Genomic DNA, 17,322 nt, shown 5'->3' on the forward strand with positions numbered 1-17,322 from the left:
GTCCGTTGAAATCGGAACGAAGCGGGATCGCTGAAGCCATGGCAAACCTCCGTTTGCCTCCATCGATTCAGACTTCGCCCGCCTTGGGAACCCCTACAGAGTCAGCTATCGCGCACGTTGGTATAAGCTGATCATATCCGCAGCGACAATCTCTCTGCTTTCCGCTGGTACCGCTATGGCTACTGGTATCGTTCCGGGATCCGACTACGCCATCGATGCTCACGACCAAGCGACGCGATCGGCAGTCCAACAGGGCGCACACGTGGCCTCCGATGGCCATGCCGGAACCCACGTTCTAATCGAAAATCGCAGTCAGACCTTCGGTTACGGCGCATCGCAGGCTAGCAGCAGGAACTCTACCGTTCCGGGCTCGGAAGTCGGCAGAAAGTTCGACGAAGCGGCCCAGGCCGCAGCGGTTGCGGAAGGGGCCTACGCCGGCCAGGCCAAGGCATATGGAACCCAGATAGACCGAGGGTTCATGGTCCCAGGCTCGGAAGTGGGTCGCAGATAGCACTTACAGGCCTGTGCGGCGTCTCGCATGACATCCAGAAACAGGTCGTCACCGACCGTTTCAGGGAAAGATGCAGATCGTCGAACTGAATAACAGGCGTCCGAACATCTACCCGACCGGAATACCCGGCCCGGGATGACAAAGTCATTCCGGGCCGGGCAGGGTCAGCCGTGCATCCAGGAAGAGTGCCCGCAAGAAACACACTTCAACTGGAGTAGGGGCTCAGGTCGTTCCGCTTTGCCACTCGCCTTTTCAGCCTTCAGGTGTCGACGTCGACACTCAAGGACAACGCTGCGTAGCGTGCTGGCCGTCGCTTCGGGAGTATGGCGGTCCCCAAGGGGTCACGGTCCAAGGCAGCACAGCCGGCGTGCCGCTCAGGTTCCGCTGCCGAACTAAACCCAAGCGAAGGAAAGCCTGGAGGCGGGCAGGAGGGTTGAACTACTTGTTTCGGCCGTTTGTCTCCGGTCGCATTACTCCGGCTTGCTGCTGATTACGACCCCATAATCCCCTCCAAGAGTCGCAAGTGCCGACTGCAAAGAGAGCCAACGATGAATGAATCGATTTCCAAGGGCCTGCCGCGCCGGAGCGTGTTGATCGGCCTCGCCGGTCTTGCCCTCGCGGGATGCAACTCGAGAAGCCGCGTGCTGTCATCACCGGTAGTTTCCCTGGCGCACTCCGTGCCGCTGCCTTCGTCCTCCCTGGCGGTTCGCCCGGCCATGTACGACGCGATGCCGGGGGAGCGCTTCCCGATCCCGGCTGTGGACGTCACGCAGGTCGAGGAGCGGTTCTGGAGGACGACGGTCGACAATCCAACGGGCGAGGCTCCGGGGACCCTTGTGGTCGATACGCCCGCCAAGTACCTCTACTTCACCATTCCCGGCGGATTGGCCGTGCGCTACGGCATCGGTGTCGGGCGGGAGGGATTCGCCTGGTCTGGCCGCGCAAAGGTTCAGTACAAGCGCGAGTGGCCGCGATGGACACCACCGAACGAGATGGTCGCACGGCAGCCGGAACTAGAGCCATATTCCATCGCCAATGGCGGCATGGAACCCGGTCTCAAGAACCCTCTTGGCGCCCGGGCCCTCTACATCTTCCAGGATGGACGGGACACGCTCTATCGCCTGCACGGCACGCCAGAGGCATGGTCGATCGGCAAGGCGGTCTCCTCGGGCTGCATTCGCCTGCTGAACCAGGACGTCATTGACCTGTACGAGCGCGTTCCCGACGGCACGCCGATTAGAGTGATCCAGGACACGTCCTTCCAGGCGGCAGCGTGAGGTATCGCGATCGGCAGCAATTCGCAGTAGCGAGTTCGACCTTGCCCTGTGACCGCCACCGACGGTTCTCCCGCCTGGATGCCGCGCAGGTCCATCGGACGCAGTGTGAAGGGGGACGTGGGAACGCAAGCGTGTCACCTTAGGCTGGGTGCGAGACCGTGGTCCCCTCACTGAGGGTCCGGGGTAAATCCCGGTGCATGGCCGACCGGCGCGAAGAGGTCGGCCTCGTCTGTGAAGCCGTTCCGGTAGCGAAGCCGGGCATCACACGACCTGCAGTGCCGGCGGGCCGGGCGACGAGTGCGGGCGGGCGGTGTCGTTCCGGCGGCCCTGGTAGGATCGCGACCGGAGCCCCGGTCGGGGACTCGATGGTCCCGCGACGTCTCACGCATCTGGTTTCCTTTCCACGGTCCGCCGTTCAGGCCGTCGTGATCAGATCACGAAGACCGGAGCAAATCCGCCGCCAGGACTCCTGAAATTCGTGGTCTGGCCTTGATAGAGGCGCGCGGCCACCAGAAGCACCTGCCCGTCATAGGTATAGAGCCGGAGATCCATCTTGCGCGCCTGAACTCCGTCGTCGATTCTGATCATGCGCTCGCTGGGCTTGACGAGACTCTGGGCAACGTAGCCACCCCGCTCGATCTCTGCCCAGACCCCTCTCGTAACCTTGTCGCCGCGATACACCGCCTTTCCGCCATGTCCGCCCGTCGGCTTGAAGAACAGGCCCTTGCGCGACCTCCATAGTTCGTTGGCGTTCTCGGGGGTGACGAGGATCGTGCGTGGGATGGAACCGAGCTGGGCAAGATGGGTCGGTTCGAGGCCCCATGACTCAAGGAGCGCAGGGTCCGACAGCAGCGACAGGTTCCGCTTGTCGGCGAGCAGCGCGTGATTGTGCGGATTGGGCGTGACGACCACCGCACCGTCCCGGTAGGCGTCTCGCAGCGCCTTGTGTCGCGGCCGATCGAACGCGAAATCGGTGGTCCGGTTGTAGACGAGGTCGATGGGATTTCCGTCGAACGTGAGCCCTCCGGCTTCATGGCGAAGATGGCTGGCATCCGCGATGACCGCCTCCATGCCGCGAGCTTCGAAAACTTGCCGCGCCAGCACGAACTCAGGATAGAGAAACTGTTCCTCCGGCCCGTCGTCGACGATGGCAATTCGACGTACAACACCGGTTCCCCGCTGGCGCGTCCATTCTTCTTGGAACATGCGAAACGCGGCGTCCTCGAACGCGTGCGGCTTCAACGGAATGTCCGTTTCGCGACAGCAAGCCCGCTGCGCCCTTGCAAGTAGGGCGTTGAGGAACGCCCCGCCAGCGTTGGTGTTGATCTCGATAAGGCGGGGGCCTTCCCTGCCGAGGTGGAAATCGTAGCCCATAAGGGCGCCGATCGGGCCGTGATCCTCTCGCGAGATTTCGGGAGCCCACGAAAGGACTGCCGCTCGGTATGCGGAATGCCGTGCCGCCTGTTCGATAGCTGCGACTACGCCCTGCATCTCGGCCACCTCGCTGGCCGAGATGAAAACCGGCACGTTCGAAAACAAGTGAGCCTTGGGCCGGATGAACGTCTCGCAGAATTCCGGATCGCCAGCCTCTTGCTCCAGTGCGTCGCACAGCGATCGACGGTCGAGCGTGACGCAGAAGCAGTTCTGGTTGAGCCGATCCGAGATGATTTGTGCTGAATCAGAGGAAGTGGAGATTGGATTGCTCATCGCTCGCGACACCATGACCACAGCCGCGCATTAAGGCCCAGGGAGACGTGGAATTGCCGACGATCATCGGTTCCCCAATGTTTCGGTCAGCAAACCGATGCCGAGCGTTGCATCAGTCTTCGCGATCGATTCTTCGGCGCTGACTGTCCCGGTCAATGCCCGAATCGCGTCGATCGTTTCAGGGATGACGATCGCCTGATTGTCGACCATGTAAGCGTAGAACAGCTCGTCTCCTTCGACTTTTAGCATGTCTGACCACAGCGCCACTTCGTAGAGGTTGTCATTTGGGCGCCCGAGGTCGGCCATGAGTTCCTTGACGGTGTTGAGGGCCGTCAAGCCGGCATCCACTCGGATCAGAGCGATCCGAGACGACGCCGAAAAAGCGTCGAGTACTTCCTCCCGGGCAGCCGGTCGGGTCAGCTGCACCGACCAATAATGTAAATGCGCTAGCGTCTCCGGTACCTTGACCGCCATCGTAATCACATCGAGTTCAGGGTCGACGCTCTGCGCATCCGGCCCTTGATGGCTCGGAATTTCAGGCTCGGGGACAAGCGTGTTCATGATCCCCCCGAGATGACTTTCCCACGGGTCTGTTGCACGGCGCAGCAGCGTCCCGCGCGCGCGATGTAGCAGGCCCGCGTGTTTCAAGACCGTGAGGGTTCTGACGATCGAGGTGGTGTTACAAGAGACGACGCGCGTGCTGACCCGATTCAGCGCGCTCGCATAGCTGGCCTCGGCGACGAAGGAGTGTCCGGTCACCTCGTGCTTTTCGCCACCCTGGACAATGAACTTGATGCCCCTTTGTCGATAAATGTCGACGTTCACCGCCGCGATCCGCTTCGGCGTGCAGTCAACTACCAGATCACTGGCACCTAGCAGGTCATCGAGGCTTCCGGTGATGTCGAGACCGGCGTTCCGCATCGTCTCCGCGTGGGCCTTCGTGGCCCCAAAAAGGCGAAAGCCCCTCTGCATCGCTACCCGCGGCCGCCAGTCGACGCTGATGTCTGCCACCCCGGCGAGTTCCATATCGTCCTGCCGGACCACAGCGTCAGCGACACGTTTTCCGATCACCCCGTAGCCGTTGACGGCGACCCGGATTTTTTTCGCCAAACTCATCTGATCCTCCTTGTGCCGGAAGTGCTCCGCTGATGGTTAAAGGCCTACGTCGCCCGTCGTCCCGACAATCTGACCGAGTATTCACGCGAAGTCGCTCAGGTTCGGGGTTTCTCACCTGCCAGCATCTGCTCCCATCTAGTACAACGTCTGCTTTATGAGGACCTCTCCCATGACCATACTCGTATCAGCTACCGCCGTAAGGATGAAGCGGCGCTTCGCTGCACTAGGAAAATCCCGGACAGCACCAGCACGACACCTGTGGCTTGGATTGTCTCGAGGCGCTCGCCGAAGAAGGCCGCGCCGAACATAAGACCGAATATCGGCACCAGAAATGTGAAAGCGTTCGCATGATTGAGCGAGACACGCTCCAGCGCTTCAAACCAGAGCCAGAAGGCAAGCGCTGATCCGAAGACCGCAAGAGCCAGGAGGACGAGTAGGAATTCCGTCGACCACGCCAGCGAAGAGACATCTTCCGTCAGCACGGAAAGGAGAGACAAGGGTACCGCACCGATGAGCAGCTGGCAGCCCATTGCCATGATCGGATCAACCTGGCCGGTGAGGTGCTTGATGGCGACATTGCCCACGGAGACACCCGTTGCGGCGAGTACGACATAGGCGATGCCGAGGGAGTAACCCTGGATATGGTCTGCGGCGAGGCCGGGCAGGGCGATGACGGTAATTCCGGCCAAGCTGACTGCCAGCCCGAACTTTCCCATCGCTTTCAGACTTTCACCGAGGAAGACGTGCGCGAGAACCGCGGCAATGATCGGCTGCACGTTCGCAATGACCGTCGAGAGACCCGGCGCCACGAACTCGGCCGCGTGGAACATGCCGAGGAAACCCATGCTTGTCGCCCCAAGCCCCACCACAACGATCAGGGTCCAAGACCGAACGCCGACAGGTGCCCGCCGATGACAGAGGAACCCGAGGGCGATCAGGCAAACCCCTGCGAGGGCTGCGCGCAGAGCCGCGAAGGCAATATGGGGCGCGAGATCCAGACCTATGGTAATAAGGGGATAGCAGGCGGCCCAAAGCACCATAACCGCCAGAAGGCGTATAGAGGCATCGATGGTCATTGCCTGAGCCCCAGGCTACGTTCACGCGCAGAGATTTGGCACGGGGATCTGATCGTATTTTTGGCCTATCGTCGCGGTCTTGATACAAGTCAATGCCGAAGCTGCGTTGACTTCCTACATGACGGTCTCTCGAAGCCCGTCGGAAAGGTCACGCTATCAAATGTTGCAGACGAGCACATGCCAACGCAGAAAGGATCCGCACTTTGCAATGTGGAGCCTGAGGCGTTTGATTGTCTTGCTGCTCATGCTGATCTTTGCAACCTCAGGACTCGTTAACGGATCGAAGGGCGACCACGTCGCATCCCCAGCTTCGCTTGCGCATGATGTCGCATCTTTGGGGCCCGCATCGACCGGGGAGCGACCTTGTGTAGGCGGTGCCGATGGCACAACCTGCTGCATAGGCAGCCTCTGTTCGTTTTGTGTCCCGCTGCCGGCGTCAGCGGCCATGACCCCTCTAGCCGTTGCTGAGGTGGTCATGGCTATGCCCGATGAGGTTTATCGCGGCCTCACAACATCTCCCGGTTTCCGACCCCCGAATCTCTCCGCCAAAGTCTGAGCACCGCGCGCCTGTCGCGGTGCATCGGGCTGATCCGATCGGCGCTGGTCCGATCCGGTCCTGTCACGTTTTCCGAGAATCACTGTCCGTCGCGTCGCGAGTTTCCGGCGTCCACTGCCGATGCAGGCTGCACTGCCACCCTGCACCAGATCGCGGGCGGCATAGTGACGGCTCACTAATATCAATCTCGATCGAAGTCGGAGATTATGACAATGATGAACAGATTTCCAAATTATCATGGCAGCAAAACAATTGCACTTCCTGTACATGGCGATCAATCTTACCGACAAGGAATGATGGCACTTGCCGCGGCGGTCTTGATGATGGCAAGTGTTCACATTGCACAGGCGCAGACGGCGCCGTTTGATCGCGGTAGCTTCGTTTTTACTGCCGACGAACATGGAAACTCTATCAGCGCGATTGATCTCGCCGCCGGCAGCGTAGAGACAATGCCAATCCCCGTCTCGCCGCACAATATTCAGATCACAGCAGACGGCACGCTGCTTCTAGCCGTGGGTGAGCCCGAGGAAGGGCACGGGCATGGCGAGAGTGCAGGTGCGCACGACGGCGCCGAAGCCAAAGGGCGGCTGCTGGTCCTTGATCCGGCAGGCCTGGCCAGCGGAGTTCTGGACGAGATCATCGTCGGCGCACATCCAGCGCATGTGGTTGCCGACCAGAATGGCGAGCGGGCATATGTCACGAATGCCGGCGACAACACCGTCAGCGTGGTAGATCTGGTCGCCAGAAAGCTGGTCGCCAACATCGACACGGGCCGCTACCCGCACGGGCTTCGGATAAGCCCGGATGGGCGTGAGATCTATGTGGCCAATGTCGAGGATGGCACGGTTTCCGTCATCGGTACTGAAGGGTTCACGGAACTCGCGCGAATCCCGGTTGGCAATACGCCGGTCCAGGTCGGTTTCACGCCGGAGGGGACTAGGGTTTACGTGTCGCTGCGCGACGAGAACCGCGTCGCTGTTATCGACACCGCTACGCGGAGCATGATCGGTACGATTGAGGTTGGACGGAACCCCATCCAAGTCTACGCGACGCCTGACGGACGATCTGTCTATGTTGCAAACCAGGGCACCGACGCCGAGCCGGCTGACACGGTGTCGGTGATCGACGTCGCGAGCGGAAGGGTCGTCGAAACCATCCGCACAGGCATGGGTGCGCATGGGGTCGTTGTCAGTGGCGACGGCGCCTGGGTTTTCGTCACCAACATCGCCGACGGAACGGTGTCCGCCATCGAGGTCGCGACAGGAAACGTCGTCGCGTCCTTCCCGGTTGGCAGCGGCCCCAACGGCATCACCTACCGATCACCGCAGCCATAATCGTTTCAGAAAATAGATGAAGGGAGATTTGCAGGCCATGGCATATCACGAACACGGTCCTGTCGACCCAAAGATCGACGAGGGTGTACGGCGGCCATTCCTAAACACTCCAGCGGGATTTGCGTTGTGCATTTTTCTCGCCGTTGCGGGCGTGTTTCTCTGGGTAGATCATCGTGCGCATGTTCTCGGTGCGCTGCCGCTTCTGCTGCCACTTCTGATCTGTATCGGCATGCATTTCTTCATGCATCGAGGTCACGGCGGCCATGGCGGGAAAAGTGGTGGCCGTGATGAACGGTGACGTTCCCGCCTACGGTCTGTGGTTACTGGCGGCTGTCAACGCGGGCGTCTTCATCCTGTTCGCGTTCAGCTTCTTTAAGCCGACCACTGCGCGGGACTGGCGCTCGCTCGGGGCCTTCTCGGCCTTCGTCGTTGCCTTGTTCGCGGAGATGTATGGCTTCCCGCTGACGCTTTATCTGCTGGCGGGCTGGGTCGGTAGCAACTTCCCGGCTCTCGATCCACTCTCACACGACGCAGGTCACCTTTGGCCAGCGCTGTTCGGCTGGTCCATGGATCCCCACTGGTCGCCTTTCCACCTGTTGAGCTTCGTCTTTATCGGCGGCGGCTTCATGCTGATAGCTGCCGCCTGGCGGGTACTGCATGACGCGCAGAGCAAAGGAAGTCTCGCGACATCCGGTCCATATGCCCGACTGCGACATCCGCAGTATGCCGGTTTTGCACTGATTATGATCGGTTTCTTCCTGCAGTGGCCCACGCTGGTTACGGGACTGATGCTGCCAGTTCTACTGGTAATGTACTGGCGCCTCGCAAAAAGCGAAGAGCGCGAGGTGGAGGCGGCATACGGTGACCGATACCGCCACTATGCCCGTGCAGTTCCGGCTTTCCTGCCACGCCCAGCCAGTCTGCTTCATTCAAGCGGGGGGTGATCGTGGCGTTTTATTTTATCAACCAGGAGTACGAAACATGAGAAAGCGAAATTTCACGACGGCCATGTGTGCGGGTTTGCTTCTTCTTGGGACCGCGACAGCGGTCGTAGCCCAAACCGGCGCAAAGGAGCTGGATGCTCACCATCCCGCGGAAACGCAGGCATCACCGCCGGCGGCCGCGATGCCGGGTGACAAGCCCGCAGCCGCCGCACCAGAGTCCATGCCCGGCATGGGCATGATGACGCCGGAGATGATGCAGATGATGCAGCGCATGATGGGTCAGGGTGGAATGCCCGACATGATGGGAGGCATGCCCGGTCAGGGGATGCCTGAGGGCGGTGCTGGTCCGAGCATGCCGGGTCAAAAGCCCATAGCAGGCATGATGATGTGCCCGATGATGCGAATGATGATGAATGGTCAAGCAGGTATGGGCATGCCCGGCATGATGGGCGGTCAGGGCGCTCTTCTCGGAACGCCGCTCGGCTCACCAGAGGAGATGACGGAGAACCGCGTCCGCGCTCTCTTGGAGCAGCAACTCACCAGCCTTGGCAATCCACGTCTGAAGCTCGGAGAGATCGGCACGGCAAGTGATGGGAGCATTACTGCGGAATTGTGACCGTCGACGGCTCTCTGGTTCAGCGGCTCGCGTTCAACCGCTATCCCGGTCTGGTCCGGCAGATCGTCGAATGAACCGGGCAGCGACCTGACGTCGTTGCCGGCAACCACGCAAGGGATGCACGATGAAAACGAGCGTGATCGAAGTAGGCGACTTGCTGACGGCGTCTAGCCCCGACGAACTAGGTAAGCGGATCGGCGAGATACCTGGCGTCGAAAGCGTCTCGGTGGATCACGCGGCAGAAAGCGCCACGGTCCGCTACGACGAAACCCGCATTGAAGTGGCCGGGATCAAATCCTGGGTGCAGCGATCGGGGCGTATCGTCGCCGCCCCGCCTGCTGCTTCTGCTTCGACCAGCAGCCGCTCGGCGGCAAGGACGTGCCGCTCGATGAGGTCGCGAAGCGGGCGCAGGGCATCGACGCAGGCGCCGACCTGATCGGCGAGTGTCGACAGGCTGAGGTCTATCCCCTCGCGGGCGTAGCGCTCCGACTGCCGGTTCAGCGGCTGATGTTGGCCGAACTTCTCGAACAGGATCATCGCAAGGAGGTTTGGTCCGAGGAAGCCCCGCGGCGTCGGGTGGAACGGCGCCGGCGGCTGGCATATCTTCTCGCACTCCCGGCAGGTGAACTTCTCGCGGACGGTCTGGATCACCTTCCACTGCCGCGGGATCACCTCCAGCGTCTCGTTCACGTCCTCGCCGAGCTTCGACAGCTTGGCCGAGCCACAGCAGGGACACGAAGTCGGCACCTCGATCACCACCCGCTCCCTCGGCAGATGCTCGGGAAACGGCTTCTTCGAGGGACGCCTGCGGGTGAAGGCCTGAACGTTCGTCGTCTTCGCCGCGGCCCGCTCGGCGGCAAGCTCGTCCTCGGTGGCGGCAGCCTGCGCATCCTCGAGCTGCATCTCGAGCTGGTCGAGAAGACGCGCCTTCTTCTCCGACCGCGTCCCATAGAGTTCGCGCTTGAGCTTCTCGATCTCAAGCGTCAGATGCGCGATCAGGGCGTCGGCGTGCGAGGCCTTCGCCTTTCTGTTGGCCACTTCGGCTTCCGCCCGATCGGCACGCCGTTCGGCCGCCGCGAGGGCGGCCTTCAAGGCGGCGATATCATCCGGCGCGGCGGCCATGGCGAAAGGCTCGAAGCAGTTCGTGACAAAGCCGATTCTGCCACAGAACCCCTGCAACACAAGGAGTTTGTGCTATCCGACCGCGCTCGGGCGCCAGGTTCTCTGGGGGTGGCGCCAGTCGATCCCTTCCAGCAGGTAGCCGAGCTGCGCCGGCGAGATCGTCACCGTGCCGTCCGCTGGCGAGGGCCAGATGAAGCGGCCCCGCTCCAGCCGCTTCACGAACAGGCAGGCACCCTGGCCGTCGTGCCAGATGACCTTGATCAGGTCGCCGCGGCGGCCACGAAAGACGAAGAGATGACCGCTGCTCGGATCCCGCTTCAGCGTCTCCTGGACCATCAGGGACAGACCCGGATAGCCTTTGCGCATGTCGACATGCCCTGCCGTCAGCCAGACCCGCACTCCGGTCGGAACCGGGATCATTCCCCGGTTCTCGTCTTCGACGAGCCCGAAGACCGGCTCAGACGATCCACCACCTCGAGAATGCGCGCCAGCGCGGCAGTATCGATATCCGCATCGGTCCGAACTATGCGCCCCTCGGGCAGCTCGATCTCGACCCGGGCGGGGCGTGATCGCCGCCGTTGCATCGACGACTTCGCGACAGGCTGGGCCATGGGCTGCTCCTCGATCAGCACCGGCAGCAACGACGTTGCCGAGGCACTCTCGGCTCGCTTGCAGAGCTGCTTGCGCCACCGGAACAACTGGCTGACCGAAATCCCGGCGGACCGCGCGATCTCGGACGTCGAGACATCCGGCTCAAGCGAGGCGGACACCAGCCGCTCCTTCTCCGCGCGGGTCCAGCGCCGACGTCTGCCGCCGCCTCCGGAAATGAGCTCGATTGTCTTCGTCATAGGACTGTTCCTAGGGCTATCCCCAGGACTTCGACGATCAAGGCCCATCAGAGCAAGGCGGCTCCCGCCGGAGGCTTACTAACCTTCTGCTGCCGAGATCATCACATGGTCCGTCGCGGCGCTGTTTGACCATCCCCAGTTCGCGGTTGCGCGAGCGGCCCGGATGCAATTTCCGGTCAGGACACCAGCGCCATGAAGCTCTTCCAACGTGCGGTGCTTCGCTTGGACACCCGCATGTACCATGCACCGAGCAGGCCGCCGATGAGTCCGCCGAGCCCATCGACAATGAGGTCCCACATAGTATCTTCCAAGGGCGCCATTAGCGGCGAGCCCTGCGCGCCTTGCCCGAAGAATGCGTCCGATGCGAATTCGAGGATTTCCCAGAGCGCGCCGGCGCCGAGCGTCAATAGGAAAATGCCCGACAGGTTCAGAAAGAAGCCGGCCTTAAGTCTGCACGTCATCCGGAGCGTGTAGATAGTGAGAAACGACACGACGGCGAGCAGGCCAGAATTGCCGAAGTGAATAAGCTTGTCATAGAATGGTATCGCCTCGTAGAGGTCAAGCATGCGCCCGAGCGTCATGTCGGTGACCAACCACCACAGAACGAACAGCTCGATCTCGACGGGGATGTTCTGCCGACTAGTATAGGCGAGGAGAGGCGGCGCGACAATCAGCATCAGTGCGGCGAGGCACAGAAGCGTGTATGGGAGCGCGCCCTGGTAGAAGTGAAACGCCGCCGTCGCCAGGATCAGAAAGCGCAGTACCCATGCGAGCCGGATCTCCCAGGAGGGTGCAGATTCGAGCCCGGAAGTACCGAGATCATCGCCACCGGGCAGTTCATCGGGTCCGTTCATCACGCCGCTCTCGTCCGCTGCATGCGATCCAGTGGGCTTGCCGTATCGGGTTCAGCGCCTGCAATGCCCGTGTATCGCTCATCATCCCCGAAATGCCGAGCCTGGAGGCAAGGACGTGAGTTCATCCGCCGTCCGCTCTGCACGTCCTGGTGCCGAACTGCAGCAGGCGCCCACCGCCTCGCGCCCATCCCCCCTAGCAAGGCAGTGATCATCTCCGCGCCAGTCATCCAGTCGGTCATAGACCGTCCCTGCGGTTCCGGCGAGCGCAATGGCGAGGAATACCCAGCGGAGCGTGTCCAGATAAGGCATTCCTCCGCTCAAGGGTTCGCTGGAAATACCACTGAAGGCTTATTGTAGCCGCCGGAGGTATTGATGGATGGGAAGCGCGGAGGGGGCCGCGGATGCGGAGACCTCGGGGACCGGCCACTGGGTCGTGATCAGCGTCCGTTGGTATTAGACGTCGGCGGACAGCGCCCCGAGATGCTAGCGGCGGTGGGCCTAATGGTTCTCGTGGCCGCCTTTCGTGCCGATGCCGCGTTGCGGGTGATGAAGTACGCCATCACCACTCACGCCTTACGAAACGGGGACATTACAAACGGTTCGCCAGAGATCGGTTTTCCAGTTGGACCTTTCGAGAGGCGGCGCGGAAACGCCGATCGCGTAGTCGGCCCCTCCGACAGACACCGCCGCCGGGGGACCGCACCGGACACGAGCTGCGTGGATTGCCGGATCGCGGTACGAGACCGAGCCGTCGTTCGCCATCGTGTTTAGGCCGATGACGACGTCAAAATCGTAAGCGGCGTCGACTGAGGCCGTCCCTGACCGAAGGATCAGGGTGACGCTCTGAGATCCCGGGAATTCGGCTGTGTGAAATGGGATAGGTTCCGCAGCACTTGCCATGGTCGTCATCAGCACGGCTGCGATGAGGGACTGCGCATGCATGTCATCCTCCCAAAGCTTCTTCCAAGGCCCGATGGTATCACTGAACGAAGCGGATGTAGTCACGCTGTGTGACTTCACGCAGGCCGCGCATATGGACATGTCTTCGAGCATGCGGCGGCGCAAGGAGCTAGAAAAAATACAATGAATTCAGTAGGTCGCGGTAGAAACCATGCGTTCAAGGTTCAGACTTGTCTCGGAATGCTCGCCAAATTTGATCACGGGTCGCCGACGGGTAAGCGAACAACGGCCATTAGTCCTCTTTCCTGCTTGTTGCGGAGCACAACCGTCCCTCCATGCGCTTGAATGATTGTCTGGGCGATTGCGAGGCCGAGACCGACGCCCCCTGTGTCGCGATTGCGTGATCCTTCCAGGCGCACAAACGGCTCAAACACAGCCTCAAGCTGATCATCGGGCAATCCTGGCCCGTGGTCAGCGATGGTGACAACGGCTATTCCTGGTTCTTTCTCCACCGTCACGTTTGCCACGCCGCCATAGCGGACTGCATTGTCGATCAGGTTGCGCAGCGCGCGTTTCAGGGCCTGCGGGCGGATGGTTGCGAGCAGCGGCTGTGAAGGCGCGAGGGTGGCCCTGACCCCGCCTATATCGCCCACCAGATCAGCCAGCATTGCGGTGAGATCGACGTCGGCGGCGGGTTCCGCCTTCGCGACCCCACGCGCGAATTCCAGCGTGGCCTCGACCATGGTTTGCATTTCCTCGACCAACGCCTTCAGCCGGATACTGTCCTCGGTTTCATCCAACATCTCGATCCTGAGCCGCATCGCAGTAAGGGGCGAGCGCAGATCGTGGCTCAGGGCGGCAAGCATATGCGTGCGCTCATTCACGAAGCGGGTCAGGCGGTCCTTCATCCGGTTGAAAGCCTGCGTGGTCTCGCGCACCTCGGACGGCCCCACCATCGGCAGCGGATCGGCATCAAGGCCACGACCAAGCCGGTCGGCGCCAACAGCAAGGGTGCGCATTGGGCCGACGACACCCCGCGCAGTCCACCAGGCTATTAGAGCAACAGCAACCGCCATCAACATCAAGGGCAACAGGGCTTGTGGCGAAAACTGCAGGGCTGGGCGGTGAAACATCGTGCGAACGTTCAGCCAGTCGCCCCCAGCGAGGCGGATCGAAAGCGTCAGCTCAACAGGGTCGGTCCGTCCAGCCATCATCGCCTCGTGCATTGGGCGCATGGCGACGGGTACTCCATCTGGCATCGGCAATGTGGCGACGGAAAGCGCATGGACATCGGCGCGGACTTCCCGTTCTGGCTCACCTAGGATCTGCCGGATTTGGCGCAGAACCTGATCTGATTCAGTGCTGTCGTGCGGCGCCTCCGGTTCTGGTCCGATTTTAAACCTGACCAGTGGAGAATCTGCCGCCCGCAGGATCGAGGTGCGCAGATCAGCGGGCGCGCTATCCAGCAGCAATACGACATTCGCTGCGCGCCCTGCCGCCTCCAGCCCCAGGGCCGCCCGGACCGCGCGGTTCCGCTCGTCAGTCAACAGCAAGAGGCCAAGCCCCTGCGTGATGGCCAGGGCCAGAAGTAGCATGACCAGCAACTGGCCGCCCAGAGATTGCGGAAACAGCCTGCGCAGATAGGGGAAGCGCGGGTTCACAGTGCCGCCTTCACATCCGCGGCGAGGCTATACCCGCCACCCCAGACGGTAGCGATCAGCGCGGGCTTGGCGGGATCGAGCTCGATCTTGCGGCGCAGGCGGCTGATCTGGTTGTCGATGGTGCGATCGAACACCGTCGCCGCGCGACCCGAGGTCAGATCGAGCAATTGCTCGCGGCTCAACACAAAGCGCGGCCGTTCCAAAAATACCGTCAACAGACGGAATTCGGCGGTGGTCAGCGCGACCTCGACGCCTCCGACGTCGGTCAGCGTTCGGCGGTCGGTATCGAGCACCCAGCGGTCGAAGGCCCGCCTGTGCCCGGCGAGGCTGCCACCCACCACTTCCGCCCGGTCGGACCGGCGCAGGATTGCCTTGATCCGGGCCAACAATTCGCGCGGATTAAAGGGTTTGGGCAGGTAGTCGTCTGCGCCGACCTCCAGCCCAACAATGCGGTCAGTCTCGTCTCCCAACGCTGTCAGCATCAAGATTGGAATGCCGCCCTGCGCGCGCAGGCGTCGGCAGACTGAAAGGCCATCTTCGTCCGGCATCATCACGTCCAGCACGATCAGATCGAACTGACCCACCTTCATCGCCGCGTCCATCGCCACGGAGTCGGTGGCAGAGGTCGCGCGCATGCCGTTCTTTTCCAGATACTTCACCAGCGCATCGCGGATCTCGCGGTGGTCATCGACGATCAGGATGTGCGGCGGATGGGTCATCATTCTTGCTCCTGATGCTGACCCTAGCTGAACCTGTTGACTCTGCGGGCGGAAGATTGTCGCAAACCTCTCTCTGCGGCGCGTCTTGCGACAGTTTGATACAAAACAGGCGCCCCCTGACAAACCTTTGGGACACCTGCCTCCCAGATTGGACCCATCGCAATCCAATCCAGGAGAGAAACAATGAAACGCTCGACAAAACTCGCCCTTGCAGCCGTTACCACCCTTGGCCTTGCCGCTGTTGCGCTGCCGGTCGTCGCTCAGCAGGGGCAGATGCAACATGGCGGCATGATGGATGGCGGCATGGGCAAGATGGGCCATCACGGCATGATGGGCGGCGGTATGGGCATGATGGGCGGAGCGCAAAGCTACGCCATGGCCACGTTCGACACCAACAAGGACGGCACGCTCAGCCCCGAGGAAATGACCGCCGGCATTCAGGCTGAACTCGGGACCTATGACACCGATGCCAACGGCACTTTGTCGCTGGAGGAATTCGCGGTGATGCACGCGGCCCACACGCGGCCGATGACGGTGCGCGCCTTCCAGATGCACGACGCCGACGGCGACGCGCAGGTGACGGAAGCAGAAATGGCCGCAATGGCCGCGATGATGCAAAGCCACATGAGCGAGCAGCAGGGCGGCATGCAGAGCATGGGTCAGGGCATGATGAAAAACGACTGACAGGCGCCGTGACCCCGCCAATCGGGTCTAGCGCCGGTTGGCGGGGACAATCCTATTACAGATCAGGAGGCTCTGGTGATGAACGACTATGGTATGGGTTTCGGAATGGGCTTCGGCTGGCTCTGGATGATCGTCATCCTTGTATTGGTCGGTCTCGCGATTGCCGCGCTGATAAAATATCTGCGCAAGTGAGCGTTCTCCGGCCCTGAAAAGCCAAGGGCGTTGTCGCTTTGGAACGCTTCGTCTGCTGAATGCTTGGAACTTCCAGAAACATCCACTCAGGAGATGAAATATGAACTACGGACGTTTCTTTGCAATGATCGCGACTTCGACGGTCGTGATGTTTGGATTGATGTATCTCAACACCTACGCGCTTGACCATATCTTCTTCTCGCAGACGCGGATGTGGATGGCGATCTATATGGGTGCGGTGATGGCGATCATCATGCTCGCTTTCATGCTGGGCATGTATTCCAACAAAAAGGTCAATCTCGCGATCTTCGCGGGCGCTGCTGCAGCCTTCGCCCTTTCACTGTGGCTTGTCCGAAGCCAGGAGACGGTCGACGATCTCGCCTGGATGAGGGCGATGATCCCACACCATTCCATCGCCATCCTGACCAGCGAGCGGGCCGATATCTCAGACCCAAGGGTTCGGGCACTGGCAGATGCAATCATCGAGGCACAGCTCAGCGAAATCGCTGAAATGAAGAGATACATCGCTGACATCGAGGCGAACGGCGAGGCGCCCGCGGGCACACCCCGCGCCGAAATTGAATAACGCCGCAGCCGGGTGGAAAGCAAAGTCCTCTGCTGGAGTCGAAGTCATGAACCGAAGCCGCGCTACCTATAGGAAATGGTGGGAGGCTTCGCCAATTCGCCGAAGCGCTTGAGAAGCAGGGCTTCCGCCCGGGCGAACGTCCCGTCTATCGCCGCATTGACGGCCTCTTCGGCGAGACATCCCGAAGCCTCGGTGCGGTTCCCCATCGCGAAAATGCCGGGTGACCCGAGCGCCTCGTAGACGTCGCGCAGCGTCGCGGTCGTGAGTCCTGGGCGATGGTCCAGCCGCCCCCGTGCCCCTTCTCGGACCGCACGAGGCCCAGCTCTCGCAGTCCGGCCATGGTTCGGCGGATGACGAGGGGGTTCGTCCCCGCATCGCGTTGGCAAGATGCTCTGCGGTGACCGGGCCGTCGACCTCGGCCATGTGGAGGAGGACGTGCAGGACTCCCGACAATCGGCCGTCTCTTTTCATGGGCAATCGACGTTACATGAAAGCTGGCCACCCGCAAGAACCTCGCCTGGCGGGTGATTTCGTGATTCACTTGGCCTGTCATGATTTGGAGGCAGGTCGATGGAGCAACGGTCGCTTTTCGGTCTCTCGGAGCATCTGGAGCGCCTGA

Annotated in this window: 16 protein-coding genes and 2 pseudogenes; 8 read left to right on the forward strand and 10 right to left on the reverse strand. The window is 61.4% G+C overall.

Going from position 1 to position 17,322, the window contains the following annotated elements:
- The first annotated feature begins 1,059 nt into the window (after nucleotides 1-1,059).
- Entirely contained in the window at nucleotides 1,060-1,788 is a 729-nt protein-coding gene (locus tag GTW51_RS22025; RefSeq protein ID WP_163046190.1) for a L,D-transpeptidase, read from the forward strand.
- Between the two features lie 429 nt (nucleotides 1,789-2,217).
- Here GTW51_RS22025 and GTW51_RS22030 read toward each other — a convergent pair whose 3' ends face one another.
- From GTW51_RS22030 to GTW51_RS22040, 3 genes are all read right to left on the reverse strand, one after another.
- Nucleotides 2,218-3,495, reverse strand: a complete 1,278-nt coding sequence (locus GTW51_RS22030; protein ID WP_246233346.1) for an ATP-grasp domain-containing protein — start codon at nucleotides 3,493-3,495, stop codon at nucleotides 2,218-2,220.
- Nucleotides 3,496-3,558: 63 nt separating this feature from the next.
- The gene (locus GTW51_RS22035) at nucleotides 3,559-4,611 is read right to left on the reverse strand and encodes a type II glyceraldehyde-3-phosphate dehydrogenase (RefSeq protein ID WP_163046192.1); all 1,053 of its coding nucleotides are present in this window, start codon (nucleotides 4,609-4,611) and stop codon (nucleotides 3,559-3,561) included.
- A gap of 188 nt (nucleotides 4,612-4,799) precedes the next feature.
- Nucleotides 4,800-5,687 carry a DMT family transporter gene (locus GTW51_RS22040; protein WP_163046193.1) on the reverse strand — a complete coding sequence of 296 codons (888 nt, stop codon included), beginning with the start codon at nucleotides 5,685-5,687 and terminating at the stop codon, nucleotides 4,800-4,802.
- 768 nt (nucleotides 5,688-6,455) lie between these two features.
- Here GTW51_RS22040 and GTW51_RS22045 point away from each other — a divergent pair.
- From GTW51_RS22045 to GTW51_RS24720, 5 genes are all read left to right on the forward strand, one after another.
- Complete coding sequence (locus GTW51_RS22045) at nucleotides 6,456-7,577, forward strand: YncE family protein (protein WP_246233347.1); 1,122 nt, start codon at nucleotides 6,456-6,458, stop codon at nucleotides 7,575-7,577.
- Nucleotides 7,578-7,614: 37 nt separating this feature from the next.
- On the forward strand, nucleotides 7,615-7,875 hold the full coding sequence (locus GTW51_RS22050) for a DUF2933 domain-containing protein (RefSeq protein ID WP_163046195.1): 261 nt from the start codon (nucleotides 7,615-7,617) through the stop codon (nucleotides 7,873-7,875).
- The gene (locus tag GTW51_RS22055) at nucleotides 7,865-8,521 is read left to right on the forward strand and encodes a methyltransferase family protein (protein WP_163046203.1); all 657 of its coding nucleotides are present in this window, start codon (nucleotides 7,865-7,867) and stop codon (nucleotides 8,519-8,521) included. The genes GTW51_RS22050 and GTW51_RS22055 overlap by 11 nt, the downstream gene beginning before the upstream one ends.
- 37 nt (nucleotides 8,522-8,558) lie before the next feature.
- On the forward strand, nucleotides 8,559-9,137 hold the full coding sequence (locus GTW51_RS22060) for a hypothetical protein (RefSeq protein ID WP_163046196.1): 579 nt from the start codon (nucleotides 8,559-8,561) through the stop codon (nucleotides 9,135-9,137).
- Nucleotides 9,138-9,261: 124 nt separating this feature from the next.
- Nucleotides 9,262-9,573, forward strand: a complete 312-nt coding sequence (locus GTW51_RS24720; RefSeq protein WP_163046197.1) for a heavy-metal-associated domain-containing protein — start codon at nucleotides 9,262-9,264, stop codon at nucleotides 9,571-9,573.
- Here GTW51_RS24720 and GTW51_RS22070 read toward each other — a convergent pair.
- From GTW51_RS22070 to GTW51_RS22100, 6 genes and pseudogenes are all read right to left on the reverse strand, one after another.
- Nucleotides 9,495-10,259, reverse strand: a pseudogene (locus GTW51_RS22070) (IS66 family transposase); the annotation flags it as partial. The gene GTW51_RS24720 and the pseudogene GTW51_RS22070 sit on opposite strands and share 79 nt — an antisense overlap.
- Before the next feature lie 72 nt (nucleotides 10,260-10,331).
- Complete coding sequence (tnpB, locus tag GTW51_RS22075) at nucleotides 10,332-10,679, reverse strand: IS66 family insertion sequence element accessory protein TnpB (protein ID WP_163046198.1); 348 nt, start codon at nucleotides 10,677-10,679, stop codon at nucleotides 10,332-10,334.
- A complete protein-coding gene (gene tnpA / locus GTW51_RS22080) occupies nucleotides 10,676-11,107 on the reverse strand; it encodes an IS66-like element accessory protein TnpA (protein WP_163046199.1) in 432 nt (143 codons plus the stop codon). The genes tnpB and tnpA overlap by 4 nt, the downstream gene beginning before the upstream one ends.
- Nucleotides 11,108-11,283: 176 nt before the next feature.
- The gene (locus GTW51_RS22085) at nucleotides 11,284-11,961 is read right to left on the reverse strand and encodes a DUF2238 domain-containing protein (RefSeq protein ID WP_163046200.1); all 678 of its coding nucleotides are present in this window, start codon (nucleotides 11,959-11,961) and stop codon (nucleotides 11,284-11,286) included.
- 1,157 nt (nucleotides 11,962-13,118) lie between these two features.
- Complete coding sequence (locus GTW51_RS22095) at nucleotides 13,119-14,522, reverse strand: ATP-binding protein (protein WP_343034092.1); 1,404 nt, start codon at nucleotides 14,520-14,522, stop codon at nucleotides 13,119-13,121.
- Nucleotides 14,519-15,244: a response regulator gene (locus GTW51_RS22100; RefSeq protein ID WP_425483304.1), complete on the reverse strand. Its 726-nt coding sequence runs from the start codon at nucleotides 15,242-15,244 to the stop codon at nucleotides 14,519-14,521. Before GTW51_RS22100 ends, GTW51_RS22095 begins: the two co-directional genes overlap by 4 nt.
- Before the next feature lie 180 nt (nucleotides 15,245-15,424).
- On the opposite strand from GTW51_RS22100, the gene GTW51_RS22105 reads away from it, so the two are divergent.
- Nucleotides 15,425-15,925, forward strand: coding sequence for an EF-hand domain-containing protein (locus GTW51_RS22105; protein WP_163046201.1), 501 nt, complete (start codon nucleotides 15,425-15,427; stop codon nucleotides 15,923-15,925).
- 292 nt (nucleotides 15,926-16,217) lie between these two features.
- Nucleotides 16,218-16,703 (forward strand): DUF305 domain-containing protein, encoded by a 486-nt coding sequence (locus tag GTW51_RS22110; protein ID WP_163046202.1) that lies wholly within the window; start codon nucleotides 16,218-16,220, stop codon nucleotides 16,701-16,703.
- Between the two features lie 62 nt (nucleotides 16,704-16,765).
- On the opposite strand, the pseudogene GTW51_RS22115 reads toward GTW51_RS22110, so the two are convergent.
- Nucleotides 16,766-17,174: pseudogene (locus tag GTW51_RS22115) on the reverse strand (Rrf2 family transcriptional regulator).
- Nucleotides 17,175-17,322: the final 148 nt, after the last annotated feature.

It is taken from the genome of Aurantimonas aggregata (assembly GCF_010500835.1).
In the GTDB taxonomy this organism is placed as follows: domain Bacteria; phylum Pseudomonadota; class Alphaproteobacteria; order Rhizobiales; family Rhizobiaceae; genus Aurantimonas; species Aurantimonas aggregata.

Bases quoted from the DNA above. Each gene is read 5' to 3' on its own strand.
- GTW51_RS22060 (WP_163046196.1), top strand. From the start codon at position 8,559: ATGAGAAAGCGAAATTTCACGACGGCCATGTGTGCGGGTTTGCTTCTT.
- GTW51_RS22050 (WP_163046195.1), top strand. From the start codon at position 7,615: ATGGCATATCACGAACACGGTCCTGTCGACCCAAAGATCGACGAGGGT.
- GTW51_RS22055 (WP_163046203.1), top strand. From the start codon at position 7,865: ATGAACGGTGACGTTCCCGCCTACGGTCTGTGGTTACTGGCGGCTGTC.
- GTW51_RS22040 (WP_163046193.1), bottom strand. From the start codon at position 5,687: ATGACCATCGATGCCTCTATACGCCTTCTGGCGGTTATGGTGCTTTGG.
- GTW51_RS22035 (WP_163046192.1), bottom strand. From the start codon at position 4,611: ATGAGTTTGGCGAAAAAAATCCGGGTCGCCGTCAACGGCTACGGGGTG.
- GTW51_RS22045 (WP_246233347.1), top strand. From the start codon at position 6,456: ATGATGAACAGATTTCCAAATTATCATGGCAGCAAAACAATTGCACTT.
- tnpB (WP_163046198.1), bottom strand. From the start codon at position 10,679: ATGATCCCGGTTCCGACCGGAGTGCGGGTCTGGCTGACGGCAGGGCAT.
- GTW51_RS22030 (WP_246233346.1), bottom strand. From the start codon at position 3,495: ATGAGCAATCCAATCTCCACTTCCTCTGATTCAGCACAAATCATCTCG.
- GTW51_RS22025 (WP_163046190.1), top strand. From the start codon at position 1,060: ATGAATGAATCGATTTCCAAGGGCCTGCCGCGCCGGAGCGTGTTGATC.
- GTW51_RS22100 (WP_425483304.1), bottom strand. From the start codon at position 15,244: ATGATGACCCATCCGCCGCACATCCTGATCGTCGATGACCACCGCGAG.
- GTW51_RS22110 (WP_163046202.1), top strand. From the start codon at position 16,218: ATGAACTACGGACGTTTCTTTGCAATGATCGCGACTTCGACGGTCGTG.
- GTW51_RS24720 (WP_163046197.1), top strand. From the start codon at position 9,262: ATGAAAACGAGCGTGATCGAAGTAGGCGACTTGCTGACGGCGTCTAGC.
- GTW51_RS22085 (WP_163046200.1), bottom strand. From the start codon at position 11,961: ATGAACGGACCCGATGAACTGCCCGGTGGCGATGATCTCGGTACTTCC.
- tnpA (WP_163046199.1), bottom strand. From the start codon at position 11,107: ATGACGAAGACAATCGAGCTCATTTCCGGAGGCGGCGGCAGACGTCGG.
- GTW51_RS22105 (WP_163046201.1), top strand. From the start codon at position 15,425: ATGAAACGCTCGACAAAACTCGCCCTTGCAGCCGTTACCACCCTTGGC.